This is a genomic window from Undibacterium sp. YM2 (genome assembly GCF_009937975.1).
Lineage (GTDB): Bacteria > Pseudomonadota > Gammaproteobacteria > Burkholderiales > Burkholderiaceae_D > Undibacterium.
The window spans coordinates 5,265,024-5,283,860 of the sequence record NZ_AP018441.1; the positions used below are offsets into that span (position 1 = coordinate 5,265,024).

Here is an 18,837-nt window from a genome sequence, read left to right on the forward strand (position 1 = left end):
TCATTACTGACTGCGCTGACTTCTCTTTACAGAAATAATTTTGATTATTTCTACTTTACTTCTTCTAAATTGTTAAAGAACGAGAACTACTTATTACTATGTCTTTCGCTTTGAAAGTACAAACCTAAATCTCAACGTTTTACTTTTTATCAGTACTTAACTACTTACTGATATTCGCTGACTTAGGTTTGCGATTTCTTGGTGGAGGATGACGGGATCGAACCGACGACCCCCTGCTTGCAAAGCAGGTGCTCTCCCAGCTGAGCTAATCCCCCATATTCAAATAAAAGCTTTATTCCACTTTTATTCAATCAACCTGGTGGGTCTGGTTGGGCTCGAACCAACGACCCCCGCGTTATCAACACGGTGCTCTAACCAACTGAGCTACAGACCCGCTACTGAACCTTCAGTCGCTGTCCGGTCATTGCTACCCCGACGCAAACCGTTCTCTGTTCATTATCATTAACAGTCAATAAGTGTGGACACTTAACTACGCGCTACTCTAGAAAGGAGGTGATCCAGCCGCACCTTCCGATACGGCTACCTTGTTACGACTTCACCCCAGTCACGAACCCTGCCGTGGTAATCGCCCTCCTTGCGGTTAAGCTAACTACTTCTGGCAGAACCCGCTCCCATGGTGTGACGGGCGGTGTGTACAAGACCCGGGAACGTATTCACCGCGACATGCTGATCCGCGATTACTAGCGATTCCAACTTCATGTAGTCGAGTTGCAGACTACAATCCGGACTACGATACACTTTCTGGGATTAGCTCCCCCTCGCGGGTTGGCGGCCCTCTGTATGTACCATTGTATGACGTGTGAAGCCCTACCCATAAGGGCCATGAGGACTTGACGTCATCCCCACCTTCCTCCGGTTTGTCACCGGCAGTCTCATTAGAGTGCCCTTTCGTAGCAACTAATGACAAGGGTTGCGCTCGTTGCGGGACTTAACCCAACATCTCACGACACGAGCTGACGACAGCCATGCAGCACCTGTGTAAAGGTTCTCTTTCGAGCACTCCCAAATCTCTTCGGGATTCCTTCCATGTCAAGGGTAGGTAAGGTTTTTCGCGTTGCATCGAATTAATCCACATCATCCACCGCTTGTGCGGGTCCCCGTCAATTCCTTTGAGTTTTAATCTTGCGACCGTACTCCCCAGGCGGTCTACTTCACGCGTTAGCTGCGTTACCAAGTCAATTAAGACCCGACAACTAGTAGACATCGTTTAGGGCGTGGACTACCAGGGTATCTAATCCTGTTTGCTCCCCACGCTTTCGTGCATGAGCGTCAGTGTTATCCCAGGGGGCTGCCTTCGCCATCGGTATTCCTCCACATATCTACGCATTTCACTGCTACACGTGGAATTCTACCCCCCTCTGACACACTCTAGCCTTACAGTCTCCAATGCAGTTCCCAGGTTGAGCCCGGGGATTTCACATCAGACTTATAAAACCGCCTGCGCACGCTTTACGCCCAGTAATTCCGATTAACGCTTGCACCCTACGTATTACCGCGGCTGCTGGCACGTAGTTAGCCGGTGCTTATTCTTCAGGTACCGTCATTAGCAGTCCGTATTAGGAACCACCGTTTCTTCCCTGACAAAAGAGCTTTACAACCCGAGGGCCTTCTTCACTCACGCGGCATTGCTGGATCAGGGTTGCCCCCATTGTCCAAAATTCCCCACTGCTGCCTCCCGTAGGAGTCTGGACCGTGTCTCAGTTCCAGTGTGGCTGGTCGTTCTCTCAAACCAGCTACTGATCGTCGCCTTGGTAGGCTTTTACCCTACCAACTAGCTAATCAGATATCGGCCACTCCATGAGCACGAGGTCTTGCGATCCCCCGCTTTCCACCTTAGTGCGTATGCGGTATTAGCGTAACTTTCGCTACGTTATCCCCCACTCTAGGGTATGTTCCGATATATTACTCACCCGTTCGCCACTCGCCGCCAGGTTACCCCGCGCTGCCGTTCGACTTGCATGTGTAAGGCATGCCGCCAGCGTTCAATCTGAGCCAGGATCAAACTCTTCAGTTTAATCTCTGTTTTTCGACAATTTCTTGTCTATGTCACATACGTGACATGTCGCTCACTCAAAATACTGACAGTTCAATGATCTATTACTAAATCATCGTCTTGCTTTGTTATTTCTTGTGAACACTTGCTATATTATTTAAGCATTCCAAACAACCTAAGTTGCTTGGTGCGCTTCACCAAGTGCCCACATTTATTGACTGTTAATTGTTAAAGAACCGAAATCTTTTCTACCCTGCCAGACCATCTTCTGATCCAGCTTTGCGTCGCAGCGTTGTGTGCGTCAGCAGCAGAGAAACGAGATTATGAAGCACTTTACTTTCGCTGTCAACACCTGCAACTCATTTCGTTTTGTTTCGTTCTTGCGAACTAGCTAAACCGTTGCAAACTATTCACAGCAACCAGATCTTTCCGCAGCCTTTACTTCTCCGCTCAATCTCCGGCTTTGCTTCATTTCTCACCCGCTCTTCAGCGGGAGGCGAACTATAGCAAACTTCCCCTCCCCTTTGCAAGCCTTTGGCGTAAATTATTTAGCCGTTTGTAGAAAGGCAGAAAGGCAAAATCAATAGGTGCGCTGCGCGCACCTATTATTTTTTTGAGGGGGGCGTATTGCTTCGTAATGCGCTTTACGGATTAGCACCGGACGACGCTGGGCTCCTGCCTGAGCAGGAGCGACGATTTGGAGGGTTATCTATATAGCGCTGATTTCGCTGATCAACCGAAACCCATCCTCATCCCCGCCTTCCCTTGAAGGGGAAGGAGTCTCATGGCTCTGCGGCATGCTGGCTTTGCTTAGCGAATGAAATGTATTTTTTAGAGCTTTATAGGTGCGATTTAATTCATAGAGGCGCGTAATATATGGTGCGCCACTATATAGTCCTTACATAACTAGGGACAAATTACTTATTCTTAAATACCGCCGGACGTTTCTCCAGGAAGGCTTGCATGCCCTCCTTCTGGTCTTCCGTACCAAAGCTGGCCTGGAACAAACGGCGCTCAAACTGTATGCCTTCTGACAGCGTAGTTTCATAAGCGCGGTTGACAGACTCCTTGGCCATCATGATGATGGGCAAGGACATGGAGGCAATTACATTCGCAGCAGCGAAGGCTTCTTCCATCAGTTTGTCGAGAGGAACGACACGTGATACCAGGCCAGCGCGTTCGGCTTCGACCACATCCATCATGCGCGCGGTCAGGCACATGTCCATGGCTTTCGATTTGGAGATTGCGCGTGGCAGGCGTTGTGTGCCACCAGCACCAGGCAAAGTGCCCAGTTTGATTTCTGGCTGGCCGAACTTGGCGTTTTCAGCAGCGATGATGAAGTCGCACATCATGGCAACTTCGCAGCCACCCCCAGGGCATAGCCAGCAACAGCGGCGATAACTGGCTTGCGGATCTGGCGCATGGTTTCCCAGTTGCGGGTGATGTAGTCATCTTTATAGGCATCCATGAAGCTATAGCCCACCATGGCGGCGATGTCGGCACCGGCGGCAAAAGCCTTTTCGCTACCTGTCAGGATGATGCAGTGGATGTTTTCATCCTTGTCGAAAGCTTTCAGTGCCAGGCCCAGTTCATCCATGAGCTGGTCGTTCAGCGCATTCATGGCCTTGGGACGGTTCAGGGTAATCAAGCCGACTTTGTCGCGGGTTTCAGTCAAAATACATTCGTATGTCATAGATGCTCCTGATGTTATTGAGTAGGGGTATGCAGCATGAATGCCGGTATCTCTATTGTAATGCGCCGGACCAGCACCTGTAATGAGGTGCGCAAATAAGCACACAAATTAGCAGGTACAATGCGCTTAATTTATTGAGCGAGGTGGATGCGATGTGGTTATTAGCGCTGGAAGCAGGCGTGGCGATGTTCATGCTGATTTTTATCGTCTGGTGGACGATGTTTCATGGCCGTGCGCCAGAAAGACCAGAAACACCACCCAAGGAAGATAAAAAGCTAATAAAGCAGAACAAGCAAAGCCAGGATATTGAAAATCCGCAATAAGCCTGGACTTTGCCCGTATCAATGCAGTGTCCGCGGCAAAGACAGGACAAATTCGGGTATCTCTGCCTCAAAGCGATGGGCATCTTCTGCCACGCAGAAATAAGTGCCTTTCATGCTGCCCTGTGGTGTTCTCAGTGAACTGCCACTGGTGTATTCAAAGCTTTGCCCTGGCGCCAGGAAGGGTTGATGACCAACTACACCCAGGCCTTTGACTTCTTCTACATGGTTGGTACTGTCGGTAATGATCCAGTGGCGGGAAATGACTTGCGCCGCCACGGTACCGGTATTCTTGATGGTGATAGTGTAGGCAAAAACAAAATTGTTTTGCTCAGGGTCGGACTGGTCTTTGAGGTATTGCGTCGCCACCGATACACTTATTTCATACGCTGCCATAATTTTCTTTCATGATGAACTATGTTCATTGTGCCAGACGAAGACAACAGCCGCTTGCCCTCACAAGGTAAAATAGCATATCTTTTTCAAGCACGATTCCATCATGACTACTTTCCGCATTGCTCCCAGTATATTGTCTGCCGATTTCGCCCGTCTGGGAGAAGAAGTCCGCAATGTTGTCGCCGCTGGCGCTGACATGATCCATTTTGATGTCATGGACAATCATTATGTGCCCAACCTGACCATAGGCCCCATGGTGTGCGAAGCGATACGCCCGCATGTGCAAGTACCTATCGACGTGCATCTGATGGTCAAACCGGTGGACCGCATCATCCCCGACTTTGCCAAGGCGGGTGCGAATATCATCACCTTCCACCCGGAAGCATCTGAACATATAGACCGCAGCCTGCAAACCATACGTGACCATGGTTGCAAGGCTGGCCTGGTATTCAACCCGGCGACACCGCTGCATGTACTGGAAAATGTCATCGATAAAGTCGATATCGTTTTGATCATGTCGATCAACCCTGGTTTTGGTGGCCAGACATTTATCCCGCACACGCTGAAAAAAATCGCACAAGCACGCAAGATCATTGATGAATCTGGCCGCGACATCATGCTGGAAGTGGATGGCGGCGTCAAAATCGAGAACATCGCAGAAATAGCCCGTGCCGGTGCCGATACCTTTGTTGCCGGTTCTGCCATATTTGGCAAACCCGACTACAAGGCCATCATTGATGCCATGCGCCTTGAGTTGTCCAAGGTTTAATCCCTCTATTTATCTTCAGGCTTTTCGCCACAGCAGGCGAAAAGTCTATATCTGATCGCCTCCCTCACCATGTTCAGCCACATCAAAGCCGCCATCATCGATCTCGACGGCACCATGATAGATACCGCACCAGACTTTCTGGTCGCCATCAACCGCATGCGAGAAGACTTTGCGCTGACACCGCTGACACTGGGCGTCATCAAGACCATGGTGGGCAAGGGTTCTGAAAATCTTATCCATAAAGTTTTATCCGTGGATTTTGATGCGGATGGCGTGGCAGCACGTTTCAATGATGCATTGGCTGCTTACCAGAGCCATTACCTGAGTATTAATGGTGACCACAGCCAGCTTTACCCTGAGGTACAGGAAGGCCTGCAAGCCATGCACGATCTGGGTCTGCGCCTGGTCTGCGTCACCAATAAACCACTGGACTTCGCCCTGCCGCTGATGCAAAAGAAGGAAATATTCCATTATTTTGAGCAAGTCTATGGTGGCGACAGTTTTGCAAAAAAGAAACCTGATCCCCTGCCCATGCTGGAAGCCTGCAAAGCCCTGAACTTGCCACCGTCACAAGTGCTGGCCATAGGTGATTCCAGTAATGATGCAATTGCCGCCCGCGCTGCCGGTTGCCCTGTATTGACAGTGCCGTATGGATACAACCACGGTGAAGCTGTACAAAATATTCAAAGTGATGGTATAGTCGAAACCCTGTTGGTAGCAGCACAACTGCTGTCAGCGAAAAACTCTCATTGACTTTCAAACCATTCACATAACGAATGTTCCTCGATAACAAACGTTCCATGATCACTCCAGGCACTTTTGAGGCCTGGCTATGGCGACGCTGGCAATTCTGTTAATACACGAATGCCGCGAGTGGCTGTGCACATCCCCAGCACATCTTCTTGCTTGTTATACCAATCTGTCTTACCCGTCCATACTCTCTTGAGCGAATTTGCGTGCGCTGTTGTCGTTGACGCGTGCATAAGTTTCAGGAGCAGGCAGGCGGTTGAAAGAAAACCATGACCGAACTCGAATTCAAATCGTTGGCCGCGCAAGGCTACAACCGTATCCCCATGATTGCGGAAGCCTTCGCCGATCTGGAAACCCCGCTCACCCTGTATCTGAAACTCGCGCAAACCCAGAATGCGGGCAAGAATACCTTCTTGCTTGAATCCGTCATGGGTGGCGAGCGTTTTGGCCGCTATTCCTTCATAGGCCTGCCTGCCAATACCCTGGTGCGCAGCTTTGGCGACAAAGTCGAAGTCCTGAAAAATGGCCAGGTCATAGAGAGGCGCGAGATGAACCCGCTGGATTTCATTGCTGAATTCCAAGCGCGTTTCAAAGTGGCATTACGCCCTGGCCTGCCACGCTTCTGCGGCGGCCTGGCTGGCTACTTTGGCTACGACGCCGTACGCCATGTAGAAAAACGCCTGGCTGGCAAGGCACCAAAAGATGATCTGGGCTTGCCAGAAATTCAGTTATTGCTGACTGAAGAACTGGCCGTCATCGACAATGTATCCGGCAAACTCTATCTCATCGTGTATGCCGACCCTACCCAGCCAGAAGCCTGGTCCAAAGCCCGCCAGCGCCTGAAAGACTTGCGCGCCATGCTGCGCCGTAGTGTTGATGCGCCTGTTACATCAGCTTCAGTCCGTACAGAAGCCATACGCGACTTCGCCAAGGATGATTATCTGAAGGCAGTAGAAAAAGCCAAGGAATACATCATGGCTGGTGACCTCATGCAGGTGCAGGTTGGCCAGCGCATCAAGAAACCCTATGTCGATTCACCGCTGTCACTGTACCGCGCGCTGCGTTCACTGAACCCATCTCCTTATATGTATTTCTATAATTTTGGCGATATGCAAATCATCGGTGCATCGCCAGAAATTCTGGTGCGCAATGAAAGTCTGAATGATGGCAGCAAGAAGGTCACGATACGCCCACTGGCAGGCACCCGCCCACGCGGAGCCACACCAGAACGCGATGCCGAACTGGCCAAAGAATTGCTGGCCGACCCGAAAGAAATCGCCGAACACGTCATGCTGATAGATCTGGCCCGCAATGACATAGGCCGCATCGCCCAGACCGGTAGCGTCAAGGTGACCGACCAGATGGTCATAGAAAAATACTCGCACGTACAACACATCGTCTCGAATGTAGAAGGTGTCTTGCAAGCCAATTTGTCCAACCTCGACGTATTGAAAGCCACCTTCCCGGCCGGCACATTGTCTGGTGCGCCAAAAGTCAGGGCAATGGAACTCATCGATGAACTCGAACCCGTAAAACGCGGCATCTACGGCGGTGCCTGCGGTTACCTGTCTTTCGGTGGCGAAATGGATCTGGCGATTGCGATACGCACCGGCGTCTTGAAAGACGGCATGCTGTATGTGCAGGCAGCCGCCGGCGTAGTGGCTGATTCAGTCCCAGAAATGGAATGGCAGGAAACCGAAAACAAGGCACGCGCAGTATTACGTGCAGCAGAACAAGTGCAAGATGGCCTGGATGGAGAAATTTAAATGTTACTGATGATAGACAACTACGATTCCTTCACCTACAACCTGGTGCAATATTTTGCCGAGCTGGGTGAAGATGTACGTACCTACCGTAATGATGAAATTACGATAGAAGAAATCGAAGCATTGAAGCCTGATCACATCTGCATTTCCCCCGGCCCCTGCACACCGGCAGAAGCTGGTGTTTCCATCGCCGTCATAGAACGCTTTGCTGGCAAGACACCCATCCTCGGCGTCTGCCTTGGTCACCAGGCCATAGGTGCGGCATTTGGTGGCAAGGTTATCCGTGCCAAGCAAGTCATGCATGGCAAGACTTCTGCCATTGCCCATACTGGCGTTGGCGTCTTCAGGAATTTGCCCAGCCCTTACACGATTACCCGTTATCACTCGCTGGCGATAGAACGCGCCAGCCTGCCGGATTGCCTGGAAGTGACAGCATGGACAGATGACGGCGAAATCATGGGTGTGCGCCATAAGGAATTCAATCTCGAAGGCGTGCAATTTCACCCCGAATCCATCTTGTCCGAGCATGGCCACGCCCTGCTGAAAAACTTTTTGACTGGAACCGCATCATGACCATCTCTCAACAAGAAGCACTGACACGCCTGATAGAACACCGTGAAATTTTTCACGATGAAATGCTGTTCCTGTTCCGTAAACTGATGGGCGGCGAAATGTCGCCAGTCATGATTACCGCACTGACCATGGGCTTGCGCGTCAAGAAAGAAAGCATAGGCGAGATCACCGCAGCCGCCCAGGTCATGCGCGAGTTCTCAACCAAGGTGCCACTGGCCAATACCACCAACATGATCGATATCGTCGGTACGGGTGGTGATGGTGCGCATACTTTCAATATTTCTACTGCATCCATGTTTGTCACAGCTGCCGCTGGTGCCCGTGTTGCCAAGCATGGTGGTCGCAGCGTTTCTTCATCTTCCGGCAGTGCTGATGTGCTCGAATCATTGGGTGCGAATATCAATCTCAAGCCTGAGCAAATTGCACAGTCGATCGCACAAACCGGCATAGGCTTCATGTTTGCACCTAATCACCATGCGGCGATGAAGCATGCAGCACCAGTGAGGCGTGAACTGGGTGTGCGCACTATCTTCAATATCTTGGGGCCGTTGACCAATCCCGCTGGCGCGCCGAATATTTTGATGGGTGTGTTTCACCCTGATCTGGTAGGTATACAAATCCGAGTCCTGCAACGCCTTGGGGCGCAACATGCACTGGTGGTATGGGGGCGTGACAATATGGATGAAGTCTCACTCGGTGCACCAACCATGGTGGGTGAGCTCGTGAATGGCGAAATCAGAGAATACGATATCCACCCGGAAGACTTTGGCTTGCAGATGGTATCCAACCGCAACCTGCGTGTAAATGGTGCGGATGAATCGAAAGCCAAGATACTCGACGTGATGAACAATGTTGAAGGCGCAGCGACTGATATCGTTGCCCTGAATGCAGGTACAGCCCTGTATGGTGCAGGCATAGCCACATCGATTGCAGATGGCGTCAAGCTGGCCCAGGCAGCGATAGCATCTGGCGCAGCCAGGGCCAAGCTGGAACAGTTCATAGCAGTCACCCAGCAATTAGGGAAGTAAACCCATGTCAGACATTTTAAATAAAATCCTGGCAGTTAAAGCCGATGAAGTGGCGGCGGCAAAGAAATATCAATCCTTTGCCAGCCTGCGTGCAGAAGTGGAGAGCAACAAGGAAGCGCAAGCAGATCTGCGCAGTTTTGAAGGCAGCTTGCGTGACAAGATTGCGGCAGGCAAGGCAGCGGTGATTGCTGAAATCAAAAAAGCCTCGCCTTCAAAAGGCGTGCTACGTCCTGATTTTCACCCTGCCGAGATTGCGCAAAGCTATGCAGAACATGGTGCTGCCTGTTTGTCTGTGCTGACCGATGTGCAATTCTTCCAGGGAGCACCTGAATACCTGCAACAGGCGCGTGCTGCTTGCATTTTGCCAGCATTGCGCAAGGATTTCATGATCGATCCTTATCAGATCTATCAGGCCAGGCACTGGGGGGCAGATTGCATCCTGCTCATCGTCTCTGCGCTTGATCACGGCCTGATGGCCGACCTGGAAGCTTGCGCGCATGAACTGGGCATGGGCGTACTGGTGGAAGTACATGATGCGCAAGAGCTGGAAGCCGCACTGAAACTCAAGACCGCTATGCTGGGGATCAATAACCGTAACCTGCGTACCTTTGAAGTGTCTCTGGATACGACCATAGGATTGCTGCCAAGGATTACACCAGACAAACTGGTGATTACTGAATCCGGCATCATGTCAGCAGCGGACGTTACACGCATGCGTGAAGCCGATGTACATGGGTTTTTGGTTGGTGAGGCTTTTATGCGGGCTGAGAATCCAGGGGAAGAACTGGCGAAGGTGTTTGGTTAATTTGCGACAAACGTGCGAGTGTAGTTCCGTCATCCAATACAACGTTTGCTGGTAATTTCGTCGCTCCTGCGCAGGCAGGAGCCTAGCGGCTTTCGTTGGTTATCGAAGGTACGTGTAAAGTCCTCGTAAAAAAATATTCTCGTCCTCCAATGCAAACGAGGAAATTGCATCACGCGGATCACATACTCACCACTTACACCCCTTCCCACTTACCGTATCTGCCACGATCACCCCAGCGACAAGCAAACCAGATATAGCGACATTGCCTACCCTCGCCCCTTCTGAATACGCATTCATGCAGTTTTTGCGTTTGGCATCCGCGACGTCCCTGCCAAATTTTTCTTCCATTCTCAATTCAGTGACAGGCTGACTAAAAGCTAATGCGGGCTCTTTCAAACGCTGCTTCTTGTCATTCGCAACAGCACCGCGCCTCAAGGTATCAAAATCCAGTGAGGCTGATTTACTCTCTGCCTCAGCTTGAGTAGCGGGCACATCAGTGACAGGCAAGGTTTGGGTTTCATGTGATACGTCTATAGAAACTGGCCTGTTCTTTTCACGGACAGATGGCAATCCCGGCGCAACCGTCCTGGGTATCCTGACAACTTCAGGCCGCGTTTCAGGCATGGCTTTGGGAAAAAGCTTTGGCACAGGCTGTGCCATACTGACATCCAGATACACCAGATCATCCTGCTTGGCTGCATATTGTCCGTGTATCTGCCGCAAACCCAGCAACAGAATCAGGTGCAATAGAATAATCCCTGCCCAGTTCGCAGACTTTTGCCATAACGCTTGCTGCGGGTAAGAAGGTGACACTGTCATGCAAGCCCAGGCTGAGTAATAATTTAGTATGACAAAATCATACTATAGAAAGTTCAAAGCCTGCGCAGCAGAGATATCACGCATAAAAAAGCGCCGCACAGCAAATTACTGTACGGCGCTTTTCAGATATCAGATCGGATGCAGTTTACAACTTACTTCTTGCCAGATTTCTGAAAGCTTGGTCTTACCAAACTGGCGGCCTTGCCCGCTGCCTGCACGGTCAGAGTCACAGCTGGCACGTCATCCGTTTGCAACTTCGCTTGCACAGTCAACAATTCATCACGACGGAAGGCGTGAATCTGTACCGCCTCACCAACGCGATAACGACCCAGCGCTGTAGCCAGACTATCGGCAGCATCTGCGGCAGTTACACGCAAACCATTGATGGCGATGATGACATCGTTGGGCGACAAACCAGCGACATGCGCTGCACGTCCTTCATGTGCATTGGCAATCTTGCAGTCATTGCCATCACGCACCACACGTACGCCAAGGCTGGCTTTTTTGCTGGCACTGCCATCGTTTACCTGCAAGGCGAAGTCTGCATACAGACTTGCCAGCGGCACGTCTTCAGTGCCACGCACATGCTTGTCGAGGAAGCGGCGTACGTTTACACCAGTGACTTGCTCGACCAGGCTTTCAAATTCAGTTTCACCCAGGCCTTGTTGCTTGCCTGACAGACTGCGCTCATAAAAGTCGCGGCCAAATTTTTGCCACATGGCGCGCATGACGTCATCAAGGGATTTTTTACCTGCAGTTTCTGCACGTATCATCAAATCCAGGCCCAGTGCCACCAAAGAACCCTTGGTGTAATAACTGACTATCGCATTCGGTGAATTTTCATCCTGGCGATAATACTTGGTCCAGGCATCGAAGCTGGATTCAGCCACGCTTTGCTTTGTACGACCGCTGCCACGTGTCACCATATTGATGGTCTTGGCCAGCAGCTTGAAGTAAGCAGCTTCATCAATCACGCCTGCAAGTACCAGCATCAAGTCATCATAGTAGCTGGTGAAACCTTCAAATACCCACAGCAGGCTGGTGTAGTTTTCGTGACGCAAATCATAGCTGGCAAAGGCCGCAGGCTTGATGCGCTTGACATTCCAGGTGTGGAAATACTCATGGCTGCACAAACCCAAAAAGCCGCGATAGCCATCGCTCATTTCTGCCTGGTGTTTGACCGGCAAATCAGTGCGGTTGCAAATCAGGGCGGTAGAAGCACGATGCTCGAGGCCGCCATAACCTTCGCCCACCACCATGGTCATGAAGACATAGCGGTCCATTGGTGCTTTTTTTGTACGCGGTTCGAAAAAAGCAATTTGCGTTTCGCAGATTTTCTGCACGTCAGCGACGATGCGCTCCATGTCCATATTCGGTACTTTGCCAGTGACGACAAAGTCATGCGAGATGCCATGCGCATCAAATGTCGCCAGCGCAAAATCACCCATTTCAACCGGGTGATCTATTAAATCATCATAATTGGCGGCTATATAAGTACCAAAGCCATAACGCTTGGCTTTCAGCTCAGGTAGTGAGGTGGCAACGCGCCAGGTCTTGCAGGCGACATCGTCAGAACGCTGGATATCAACCACATGCGCATTCATTTCCTGGCCATGCACGCTCAAAAATACGCTGGTGCCATTGAAGAAACCATGGCTTTGATCGAGGTGCGCTGCACGAACCGACAAATCCCAGGCATATACTTCATAAGTGATGCGCAGAGCGCCTTTGCAAGGCGCAGCTTGCCAGGTGTGTTTGTCGAGCTTTTTCAGTGCGACTTTTTTGCCGTCAGAGCTGGCCTTGATCTGCACGATGTTGCGGGCAAATTCACGCACCATATAACTGCCGGGTATCCATGCCGGCAAGCTGACGATCTGGCCATCGGCATCAGGTGCTGCGATATCCAGCGTGACCAAGTACATATGTCCGGCCAGGTCCTTGGGGACGATGGTATATGCCAGTGCATGGGCTGATGCAGACACGTTCGTCACTTGTCTCTTTGTTGTTATCGTTTTTTTCATTCTGAACGATCTTTCTGTTTCTTAAATAATGAGTACTGAAGTGAGGAGTGGGAAGTCGGAACAGAATTTTATGACGCGGTGTAATTACGTACATTGGCCGCAATAAAAGTAAATAACTGCGCCCCTACAACTGCACGTGTCAATTGCAAACGCAAATTGATAAACCATGCTGGCACACCATAAGATTGATAGAGACGCTTGTCTATCTTGTAGGTCGCGATAAAACCGGCAACCTGCACGATAAAACCTATCAGCATATGGTTCAAAAACAGCCAGGCAATAATAATGGGAACCACGCCCCAGATCAGGACTTTTTTGTTTTCATTCTCATGCCCGCCACCTGCCATGAGAGCGACGCCCCAATGCAGGCCGCCAAGAAAAGACAAAATCACAATGCCATAATGCAGTTGTGCCTTGATCAGAGCCCCCAACCAGTCTGGATGCACGATCCAGCAAGCCAGCGTCAAAAAGATAAATGGTGCAAGCCCGGCAATGCCTATCCGTATTGCCAGTTTTCGATTGAGATTATCCATACATTTTGGCAGCACCAATACCGCCCACTTCTAAATCAGGTGGAAGAAAACCGCTATTCTATGGTTATTTTAGTTGTATAGATATATCCACAAGCTATTTAGAAGCAACAAAACTGGCGGTGAAGGTCAAAAATTGTGGAAAATCCTTAGCCGTCGTGCGTATCGTCTTTGAAACCATGTCTTATTTACAGTATTTTAATCACAAAATCACTGAATCCTGTATTTCAAGCATTTACTTTCCCAGCCTGATCCAGATGACTGAGCAAGGCATCGCGGGTATCAATATCCTCATGAATGCCAGGGTCATCCACTTCTATTTGCGTGAGCGGATTGCTTTGTAAAATACTGCGGGCACCAACGTCACCCTGCAAATCCAGTAATTGCGGCAGGTATTGATTGGCAAACCCGACCGGGTTACCGCGCCGCCCCTGATACACCGGTGCGACTATTCCAGCCCCTGCCTGCAAGGCTTCAAACAACAGTGACATGGTAGAAGTTTTTATTGAGGGCATGTCGGCCAGGGCGATGACCCATCCAGCGCTGTCAGCCGTGGCACGCAAGGCATGTTTGAGAGAATTCGCCATGCCCGCATCAGCGTCATGACAGACCACGCACTCAATACCCATTGCCAGAAATTGATCTGCCAGCTCAGAATTATCTGGCCTCAGCACCGCAACAACATGCGGCATGACCGCCAGCAAATTCTGTGCGCTGTGCTGTGCCACCGATTTGCCATCTGCGAGTATTTGCAAGAGTTTGTCTTGCTGGCCACTAGCATCAAAGCGACGTCCGCGCCCTGCTGCCAGCAAAATACCTGTCCAGCGAGGCGGCGTAGTCATTGCGGAATAGTTGGGGGTATTAATTGGCTTTGTTATTGCCAGTTGCAGCGGCTATCCTGCTCTCCAGGGTTTTTGCATCCAGCATGCCGGGCGCACGGCTGCCATCTGTAAAGAAGACTGAAGGCGTACCCGTCACGCGCAGTTTTTGGCCCAGGGCAAAAATTTTATCGTTGGGTGTATTGCAATTGGCAGAGGCCTCAGGCGCGACCTTGCCGTGCAACATCCATTCATCCCAGGCCTTGTTGCGATCAGCCGAACACCAGATGTTTTTGGATTTGGTTTTGGAATCCTCTGCCAGAATGTTATACATGAACGTATACACGGTAATGTTGTCCATCGTCGCCAGCGTCTTGCGGAACTGTTTGCAATAGCCGCAATTCGGATCTTCAAATACTGCGATGACACGCTTGCCATCACCCTTGACCATCTTTAACGCAGATTCCAGCGGCAACTCGGAGAATTTTACCTTGGTCAGGTCATCTATCCTGGCCTTGGTGTAATTGGTGCCATTCTTTGCGTCTATGACTTCACCCGTGAACAGGAATTGTGCCTTCTCATCGGTGTACATGATGTCTGAACCTATGCGCACCTCGAACAGACCTGAATATGGCGTCTTGGTCACAGAATCAATCTTCACACCTTCGCGAAAGGTGGGCTGTACCAGCTTGCGCACATTGGCTTCTTGCGCTGTCTCGGCAGCAAAGACGCTACCAGCCAGGGCCAGCGCAATGACCATCAGGCCTTGTAGAGTTTTTTTCATTTTCAATCTTCTTTCATTTTCTTCATACTTATGCAAGAACGTCAAAACCATAAAATGCCTGGTCTGGTTCTTGGTCGCATTCATTGCTGCAAACTTACAAACACACCACGACACCACTCCGGGCTTATTTCCCCATGGCGTGGGCGATTAATTTGTTCTTTATGACTGGCAAGCGGTCCAGCAAGTTCAATCCCAAGTCACGTATTGTACGCAAAGGCGTCAAATCAGATGCAAACAGGCGCGCCAGACCATCTGTGGTCGCCAGCATCAGCATCACTTCTTCCTTGCGCGCACGCTGGTAGCGGCCCAGCAAACGGGCATCACCGCAATCACGGTGTGTTTCTTTTTCTTTGATCACTTTCAGCAAATCAACCACGTCAGCAAAACCCAGGTTCATGCCATGCCCCGCCAGCGGATGCACAGCATGCGCCGCATCCCCCACCAGCGCAACACGCGGCGCGATCATGCTGTGTGGCCGCATCAGGCGCAAAGGAAAAGCCTTGATCGCCTCTGGCAAAACTGGCTGCAAAGCACCAAGTACTTCACCACAATATGGCATCAAACGCTCAACCAGAGCCGACAAAGGCTCACGCAATAAAGTCTCGGCCAGTGCATCGGGTGCCGACCATACCAGCGATACACGGTTACCCGGCAAAGGCAGCAAAGCGATAATGCCCTGCTCTTGCACAAACCATTGATGGGCAACGCCATGATGTGGTTTTGCGCATTCGAAATTCGTCACTACACCCTGCTGATGATAAGAACGGTAATCCAGTCCGATATCGCAAGCACCTCGTACCCAGGACTGTGCACCGTCAGCACCAATGACCAGAGACGCGCGGATGCTGCAGCCATCATCCAGCTCTACCTGTGCGGCATCAGCGCCAACTGCCAAAGCCTGCGCCCGCCCCTGCACCAGCGTCAGGTTTTGCGCAAACCGCAAAGCCGTATCCAGCGCCTGATTCAGATTCTTGTCTTCGATGATCCAGGCCAGTTCATTCACATGCGCACCATAAGCATCAAAGCCCAGCTTGCCTGCATCAATACCACCACCCTGCACCTGCATGGCCGACACAGGTGCCACCCGCGCCTGATCCAGTGCATCCCAGACTTTTAATGAAGTCAGCAAATCATGCGCCACATGGTTCAGCGCATATACCCGCACATCCCAGTCAGCAGTTGAACCGGGAGCCGAATTGGGAACAACTGCAGGCACTCCAGAACCAGGAGCGCACAACAAGTTCACACGCAACCCCGCCTGGGCAAAGCCCAAAGCCGCCGCCTTGCCAACCGCCCCATTACCAACAATACAAATATCGCAATCCCGCACCTGAGCAGACATCAGTCCCCCATCAAAAACCAGATAATGCCCCATTATACGGGAAGCCCACCCACCTGCCCGATGCGCCAGATCAAAGCCCCGCCATAGAGGGAAGCACAGATTTTTTTAGAAAAAGCTTGCAAACCGCACCCAACATGTCTATAATTCTTGGTCTTGGCCTGGTAGCTCAGTCGGTAGAGCAGAGGATTGAAAATCCTTGTGTCGGTGGTTCGATTCCGCCCCGGGCCACCAAGGAATATGCAGTAAAAAGAAGGGCTTACAGTGATGTAAGCCCTTTTTGCATTGGTCTCTCAGTTCTACAAATTTTGGTATAGTTCTACAAATCTTATACGTTTATTAAATAACTGTCATTGAGAAAGAGGACTATGGCTTGCGAATTGAACGCGTTAAAAGAACTGGCACCAGTCATTTCAGCGTTCGCAGCATCGATATCTGATCTGAGCCATCATCAACGCCAACCCTTCAGGTTGGCGTTTTTGTTTCCGCAAGGATAAGATGCCTCAGAGTCCCCAATTATTGCGACGCTTGCTGCGGGCGAAAGACCGGATGGATGGGGCTGCTCATGAGGACTGGCCTATCCACAAATTGGCTGAAGTGAGTGCCGTATCGGCGGCGCACTTTGCTCGCGAATTCAAGAAGGCTTTTGGCCTGCCGCCCCATCGTTACCTGCTCACACGCCGCATCGAACGGGCAAAAACTCTATTGCGCGATACTGATCTGCCGGTCACCGAGATTGCACTTCTAACTGGCTGGACCAGTCTGGGCACCTTTGGACGCATCTTCCGTGACATCACTGGTGAAAGCCCGGGAGAACTGCGGGAGCGCGAACGCTCGCTACCACATGCGGGTGTGCATATCCCTGAGTGCGTCATGCGCAATGCTGCGCGTCCTGACCTCAATACAGCAGTTTTGGAGAAGCGGCGAATCGAAGCCGCTGGCAAACTGGAGCCTCAATCAAATCAGGAGGATATATGACTCAAGGTGTAAACGTTGCAGGTCTTTATGTGCATGATCAGGATGAAGCGCTGGCATTCTACGTCGGCAAGCTGGGGTTTCTCGTCCACACCGATGTTCGTAACGGCAGTTATCGCTGGCTGACAGTTCAGCATCCAGATCAGCCCTCTTTCCAGCTCGGCTTGTCTGTACCTGGGCCACCCCTGCATGACGTGGCAACGGCACGAACTCTGCAAGAGATAGTCGCGAAAGGGGCCATGCCACCAAACGTGCTATTGGTAGATAACTGCCGCGCTGCCTACGAGCGTTTGAGCAAGTGCGGTGTTGAGTTCACGCAGGAACCCGTCGATCGCTATGGTACCGTGGATGCAGGCTTTCGCGACCCTTCTGGCAATGGCTGGAAAATGATAGAAGCAGCGCCCAAACCACAGTCGGGGAAAGCATCATGAACTTAAGCGATTGGATAAGACAAAGTCACCGCTGGTTGTCCATCGTTTTCACGCTGACAGTCGTCGCCAATTTTGCGGCAAGAGCAATCAGCCCGGGTGAGCCATCGCCGTGGATAACATATGCACCTCTGCCGCCACTTTTTTTGATGCTGTTTTCAGGTTTATATATGTTCGTCTTGCCTTATACGAACAAACTACGCGCCAGCTTGAATACATAAGCTGTATTGCCTGGGCCACCAAGAAATGAAAAGCCGCTTGACAAATTTCCTTGTTAAGCGGCTTTTTGCATTGATCTGGTTTTGTCTTCTTACTTCTATCGGCCAAGTGAAGTCTTGGCGAGTGCCTGAAATTTCGGTATGCACCAGGCAAAGAATTCCAGCCCTGGTCTTTACGAATGAGCAATCTCTGATGTAGTTTAATGCTTTTGCATAAACAGAAAAATAATTTCTTCAATTTCCTTCTCTTCATATCCATCTTTACTGATTTCGCATTTGCAGAAGACGAAAGTTCATGACTCCTAAAAAAGCAAAGACTATCCTGGAAGCGCTGGCACTCGGCATACACCCGGATACTGGCGACACCTTGCCAGATCAAAGTATTTTCAACCAACCCCAGGTTATCCGCGCCTTGTTTCTGGCTGTCCAGGCGCTGGATACTGAAGAGCAGCACGTCGAAGTGGCACCAGCAGATGCTGCGGCCCCCGTAACACGCAAGCCATTGCCAACAAATGCCGGAAAACCCTGGACCACGATTGACGACACCGAGCTCCTGGCTGCCTTTGATGCCGGGGCACAGGTCAGCGAAATCGCCAGAGAATTTGGGCGTTCAAGAGGGTCGATCAACTCAAGACTGGTGCGCCTGGGGCGATTGCAGGAAGCAGATGCAGCATCTGAAATTAATTCAGACAAATCCTGAAATTCAAAAATCTACAGTAGCCCCACACGACAACTTGGCGTAGCAAGTACTCAGCACCTGCATATTCATAGTCGGAAAGATTCGTTTTGTC

General features: G+C 50.8%; 18 protein-coding genes, 3 tRNA genes, 1 rRNA gene and 1 pseudogene. 12 read left to right on the forward strand and 11 right to left on the reverse strand.

Annotated features, from left to right (window positions below):
- Window positions 1-199: 199 nt before the first annotated feature.
- The 4 genes and pseudogenes from UNDYM_RS24090 to UNDYM_RS24105 form a co-directional block, all read right to left on the reverse strand.
- Window positions 200-275, reverse strand: a tRNA-Ala gene (locus tag UNDYM_RS24090).
- A gap of 42 nt (window positions 276-317) precedes the next feature.
- Window positions 318-394 (reverse strand) — tRNA-Ile (locus UNDYM_RS24095).
- A gap of 112 nt (window positions 395-506) precedes the next feature.
- Window positions 507-2,035 (reverse strand): 16S ribosomal RNA (locus UNDYM_RS24100).
- Between the two features lie 896 nt (window positions 2,036-2,931).
- Window positions 2,932-3,707 (reverse strand): annotated as a pseudogene (locus tag UNDYM_RS24105) (enoyl-CoA hydratase).
- A gap of 152 nt (window positions 3,708-3,859) precedes the next feature.
- Here UNDYM_RS24105 and UNDYM_RS30275 point away from each other — a divergent pair.
- Window positions 3,860-4,030 carry a hypothetical protein gene (locus UNDYM_RS30275; RefSeq protein WP_174244965.1) on the forward strand — a complete coding sequence of 57 codons (171 nt, stop codon included), beginning with the start codon at window positions 3,860-3,862 and terminating at the stop codon, window positions 4,028-4,030.
- Between the two features lie 18 nt (window positions 4,031-4,048).
- Here the strand turns inward: UNDYM_RS30275 and apaG are convergent, their stop codons facing one another.
- A complete protein-coding gene (gene apaG / locus UNDYM_RS24110) occupies window positions 4,049-4,423 on the reverse strand; it encodes a Co2+/Mg2+ efflux protein ApaG (protein ID WP_110258198.1) in 375 nt (124 codons plus the stop codon).
- A gap of 103 nt (window positions 4,424-4,526) precedes the next feature.
- Between apaG and rpe the strand changes: the two genes are divergently transcribed.
- The 6 genes from rpe to trpC all read left to right on the forward strand — a co-directional run bounded on the left by rpe (window position 4,527) and on the right by trpC (window position 10,114).
- The gene (gene rpe, locus UNDYM_RS24115; RefSeq protein ID WP_162043385.1) at window positions 4,527-5,192 is read left to right on the forward strand and encodes a ribulose-phosphate 3-epimerase; all 666 of its coding nucleotides are present in this window, start codon (window positions 4,527-4,529) and stop codon (window positions 5,190-5,192) included.
- Between the two features lie 69 nt (window positions 5,193-5,261).
- Window positions 5,262-5,945 (forward strand): phosphoglycolate phosphatase, encoded by a 684-nt coding sequence (locus UNDYM_RS24120; RefSeq protein ID WP_162043386.1) that lies wholly within the window; start codon window positions 5,262-5,264, stop codon window positions 5,943-5,945.
- A 266-nt stretch (window positions 5,946-6,211) separates the two neighbouring features.
- The gene (gene trpE / locus UNDYM_RS24125) at window positions 6,212-7,708 is read left to right on the forward strand and encodes an anthranilate synthase component I (protein WP_162043387.1); all 1,497 of its coding nucleotides are present in this window, start codon (window positions 6,212-6,214) and stop codon (window positions 7,706-7,708) included.
- A complete protein-coding gene (locus tag UNDYM_RS24130) occupies window positions 7,709-8,281 on the forward strand; it encodes an aminodeoxychorismate/anthranilate synthase component II (RefSeq protein ID WP_110258194.1) in 573 nt (190 codons plus the stop codon).
- The gene (trpD, locus tag UNDYM_RS24135; RefSeq protein ID WP_162043388.1) at window positions 8,278-9,309 is read left to right on the forward strand and encodes an anthranilate phosphoribosyltransferase; all 1,032 of its coding nucleotides are present in this window, start codon (window positions 8,278-8,280) and stop codon (window positions 9,307-9,309) included. Before UNDYM_RS24130 ends, trpD begins: the two co-directional genes overlap by 4 nt.
- 4 nt (window positions 9,310-9,313) lie before the next feature.
- Window positions 9,314-10,114: an indole-3-glycerol phosphate synthase TrpC gene (gene trpC / locus UNDYM_RS24140; protein ID WP_162043389.1), complete on the forward strand. Its 801-nt coding sequence runs from the start codon at window positions 9,314-9,316 to the stop codon at window positions 10,112-10,114.
- Between the two features lie 186 nt (window positions 10,115-10,300).
- On the opposite strand, the gene UNDYM_RS24145 is transcribed toward trpC, so the two are convergent.
- The 6 genes from UNDYM_RS24145 to UNDYM_RS24170 all read right to left on the reverse strand — a co-directional run bounded on the left by UNDYM_RS24145 (window position 10,301) and on the right by UNDYM_RS24170 (window position 16,428).
- Window positions 10,301-10,933 carry a hypothetical protein gene (locus tag UNDYM_RS24145; protein WP_162043390.1) on the reverse strand — a complete coding sequence of 211 codons (633 nt, stop codon included), beginning with the start codon at window positions 10,931-10,933 and terminating at the stop codon, window positions 10,301-10,303.
- A gap of 152 nt (window positions 10,934-11,085) precedes the next feature.
- Window positions 11,086-12,954: a M61 family metallopeptidase gene (locus UNDYM_RS24150; protein WP_162043391.1), complete on the reverse strand. Its 1,869-nt coding sequence runs from the start codon at window positions 12,952-12,954 to the stop codon at window positions 11,086-11,088.
- A gap of 68 nt (window positions 12,955-13,022) precedes the next feature.
- Window positions 13,023-13,487 (reverse strand): DUF3429 domain-containing protein, encoded by a 465-nt coding sequence (locus tag UNDYM_RS24155; RefSeq protein WP_162043392.1) that lies wholly within the window; start codon window positions 13,485-13,487, stop codon window positions 13,023-13,025.
- A 224-nt stretch (window positions 13,488-13,711) separates the two neighbouring features.
- A complete protein-coding gene (locus tag UNDYM_RS24160) occupies window positions 13,712-14,326 on the reverse strand; it encodes an NTP transferase domain-containing protein (protein ID WP_162043393.1) in 615 nt (204 codons plus the stop codon).
- A 19-nt stretch (window positions 14,327-14,345) separates the two neighbouring features.
- Window positions 14,346-15,086, reverse strand: a complete 741-nt coding sequence (locus UNDYM_RS24165) for a DsbC family protein (RefSeq protein WP_162043394.1) — start codon at window positions 15,084-15,086, stop codon at window positions 14,346-14,348.
- Between the two features lie 124 nt (window positions 15,087-15,210).
- Window positions 15,211-16,428 carry a UbiH/UbiF family hydroxylase gene (locus UNDYM_RS24170; protein WP_162043395.1) on the reverse strand — a complete coding sequence of 406 codons (1,218 nt, stop codon included), beginning with the start codon at window positions 16,426-16,428 and terminating at the stop codon, window positions 15,211-15,213.
- 155 nt (window positions 16,429-16,583) lie between these two features.
- Between UNDYM_RS24170 and UNDYM_RS24175 the strand changes: the two genes are divergently transcribed.
- The 5 genes from UNDYM_RS24175 (at window position 16,584) to UNDYM_RS24195 (ending at window position 18,746) form a co-directional block, all read left to right on the forward strand.
- Window positions 16,584-16,659, forward strand: a tRNA-Phe gene (locus UNDYM_RS24175).
- A gap of 264 nt (window positions 16,660-16,923) precedes the next feature.
- Entirely contained in the window at window positions 16,924-17,403 is a 480-nt protein-coding gene (locus UNDYM_RS24180) for a helix-turn-helix transcriptional regulator (protein WP_162043396.1), read from the forward strand.
- The gene (locus UNDYM_RS24185) at window positions 17,400-17,831 is read left to right on the forward strand and encodes a VOC family protein (protein WP_162043397.1); all 432 of its coding nucleotides are present in this window, start codon (window positions 17,400-17,402) and stop codon (window positions 17,829-17,831) included. The genes UNDYM_RS24180 and UNDYM_RS24185 overlap by 4 nt, the downstream gene beginning before the upstream one ends.
- On the forward strand, window positions 17,828-18,049 hold the full coding sequence (locus UNDYM_RS24190; protein WP_162043398.1) for a hypothetical protein: 222 nt from the start codon (window positions 17,828-17,830) through the stop codon (window positions 18,047-18,049). The genes UNDYM_RS24185 and UNDYM_RS24190 overlap by 4 nt, the downstream gene beginning before the upstream one ends.
- A gap of 292 nt (window positions 18,050-18,341) precedes the next feature.
- On the forward strand, window positions 18,342-18,746 hold the full coding sequence (locus UNDYM_RS24195; protein ID WP_162043399.1) for a hypothetical protein: 405 nt from the start codon (window positions 18,342-18,344) through the stop codon (window positions 18,744-18,746).
- The last annotated feature ends 91 nt before the right edge of the window (window positions 18,747-18,837 follow it).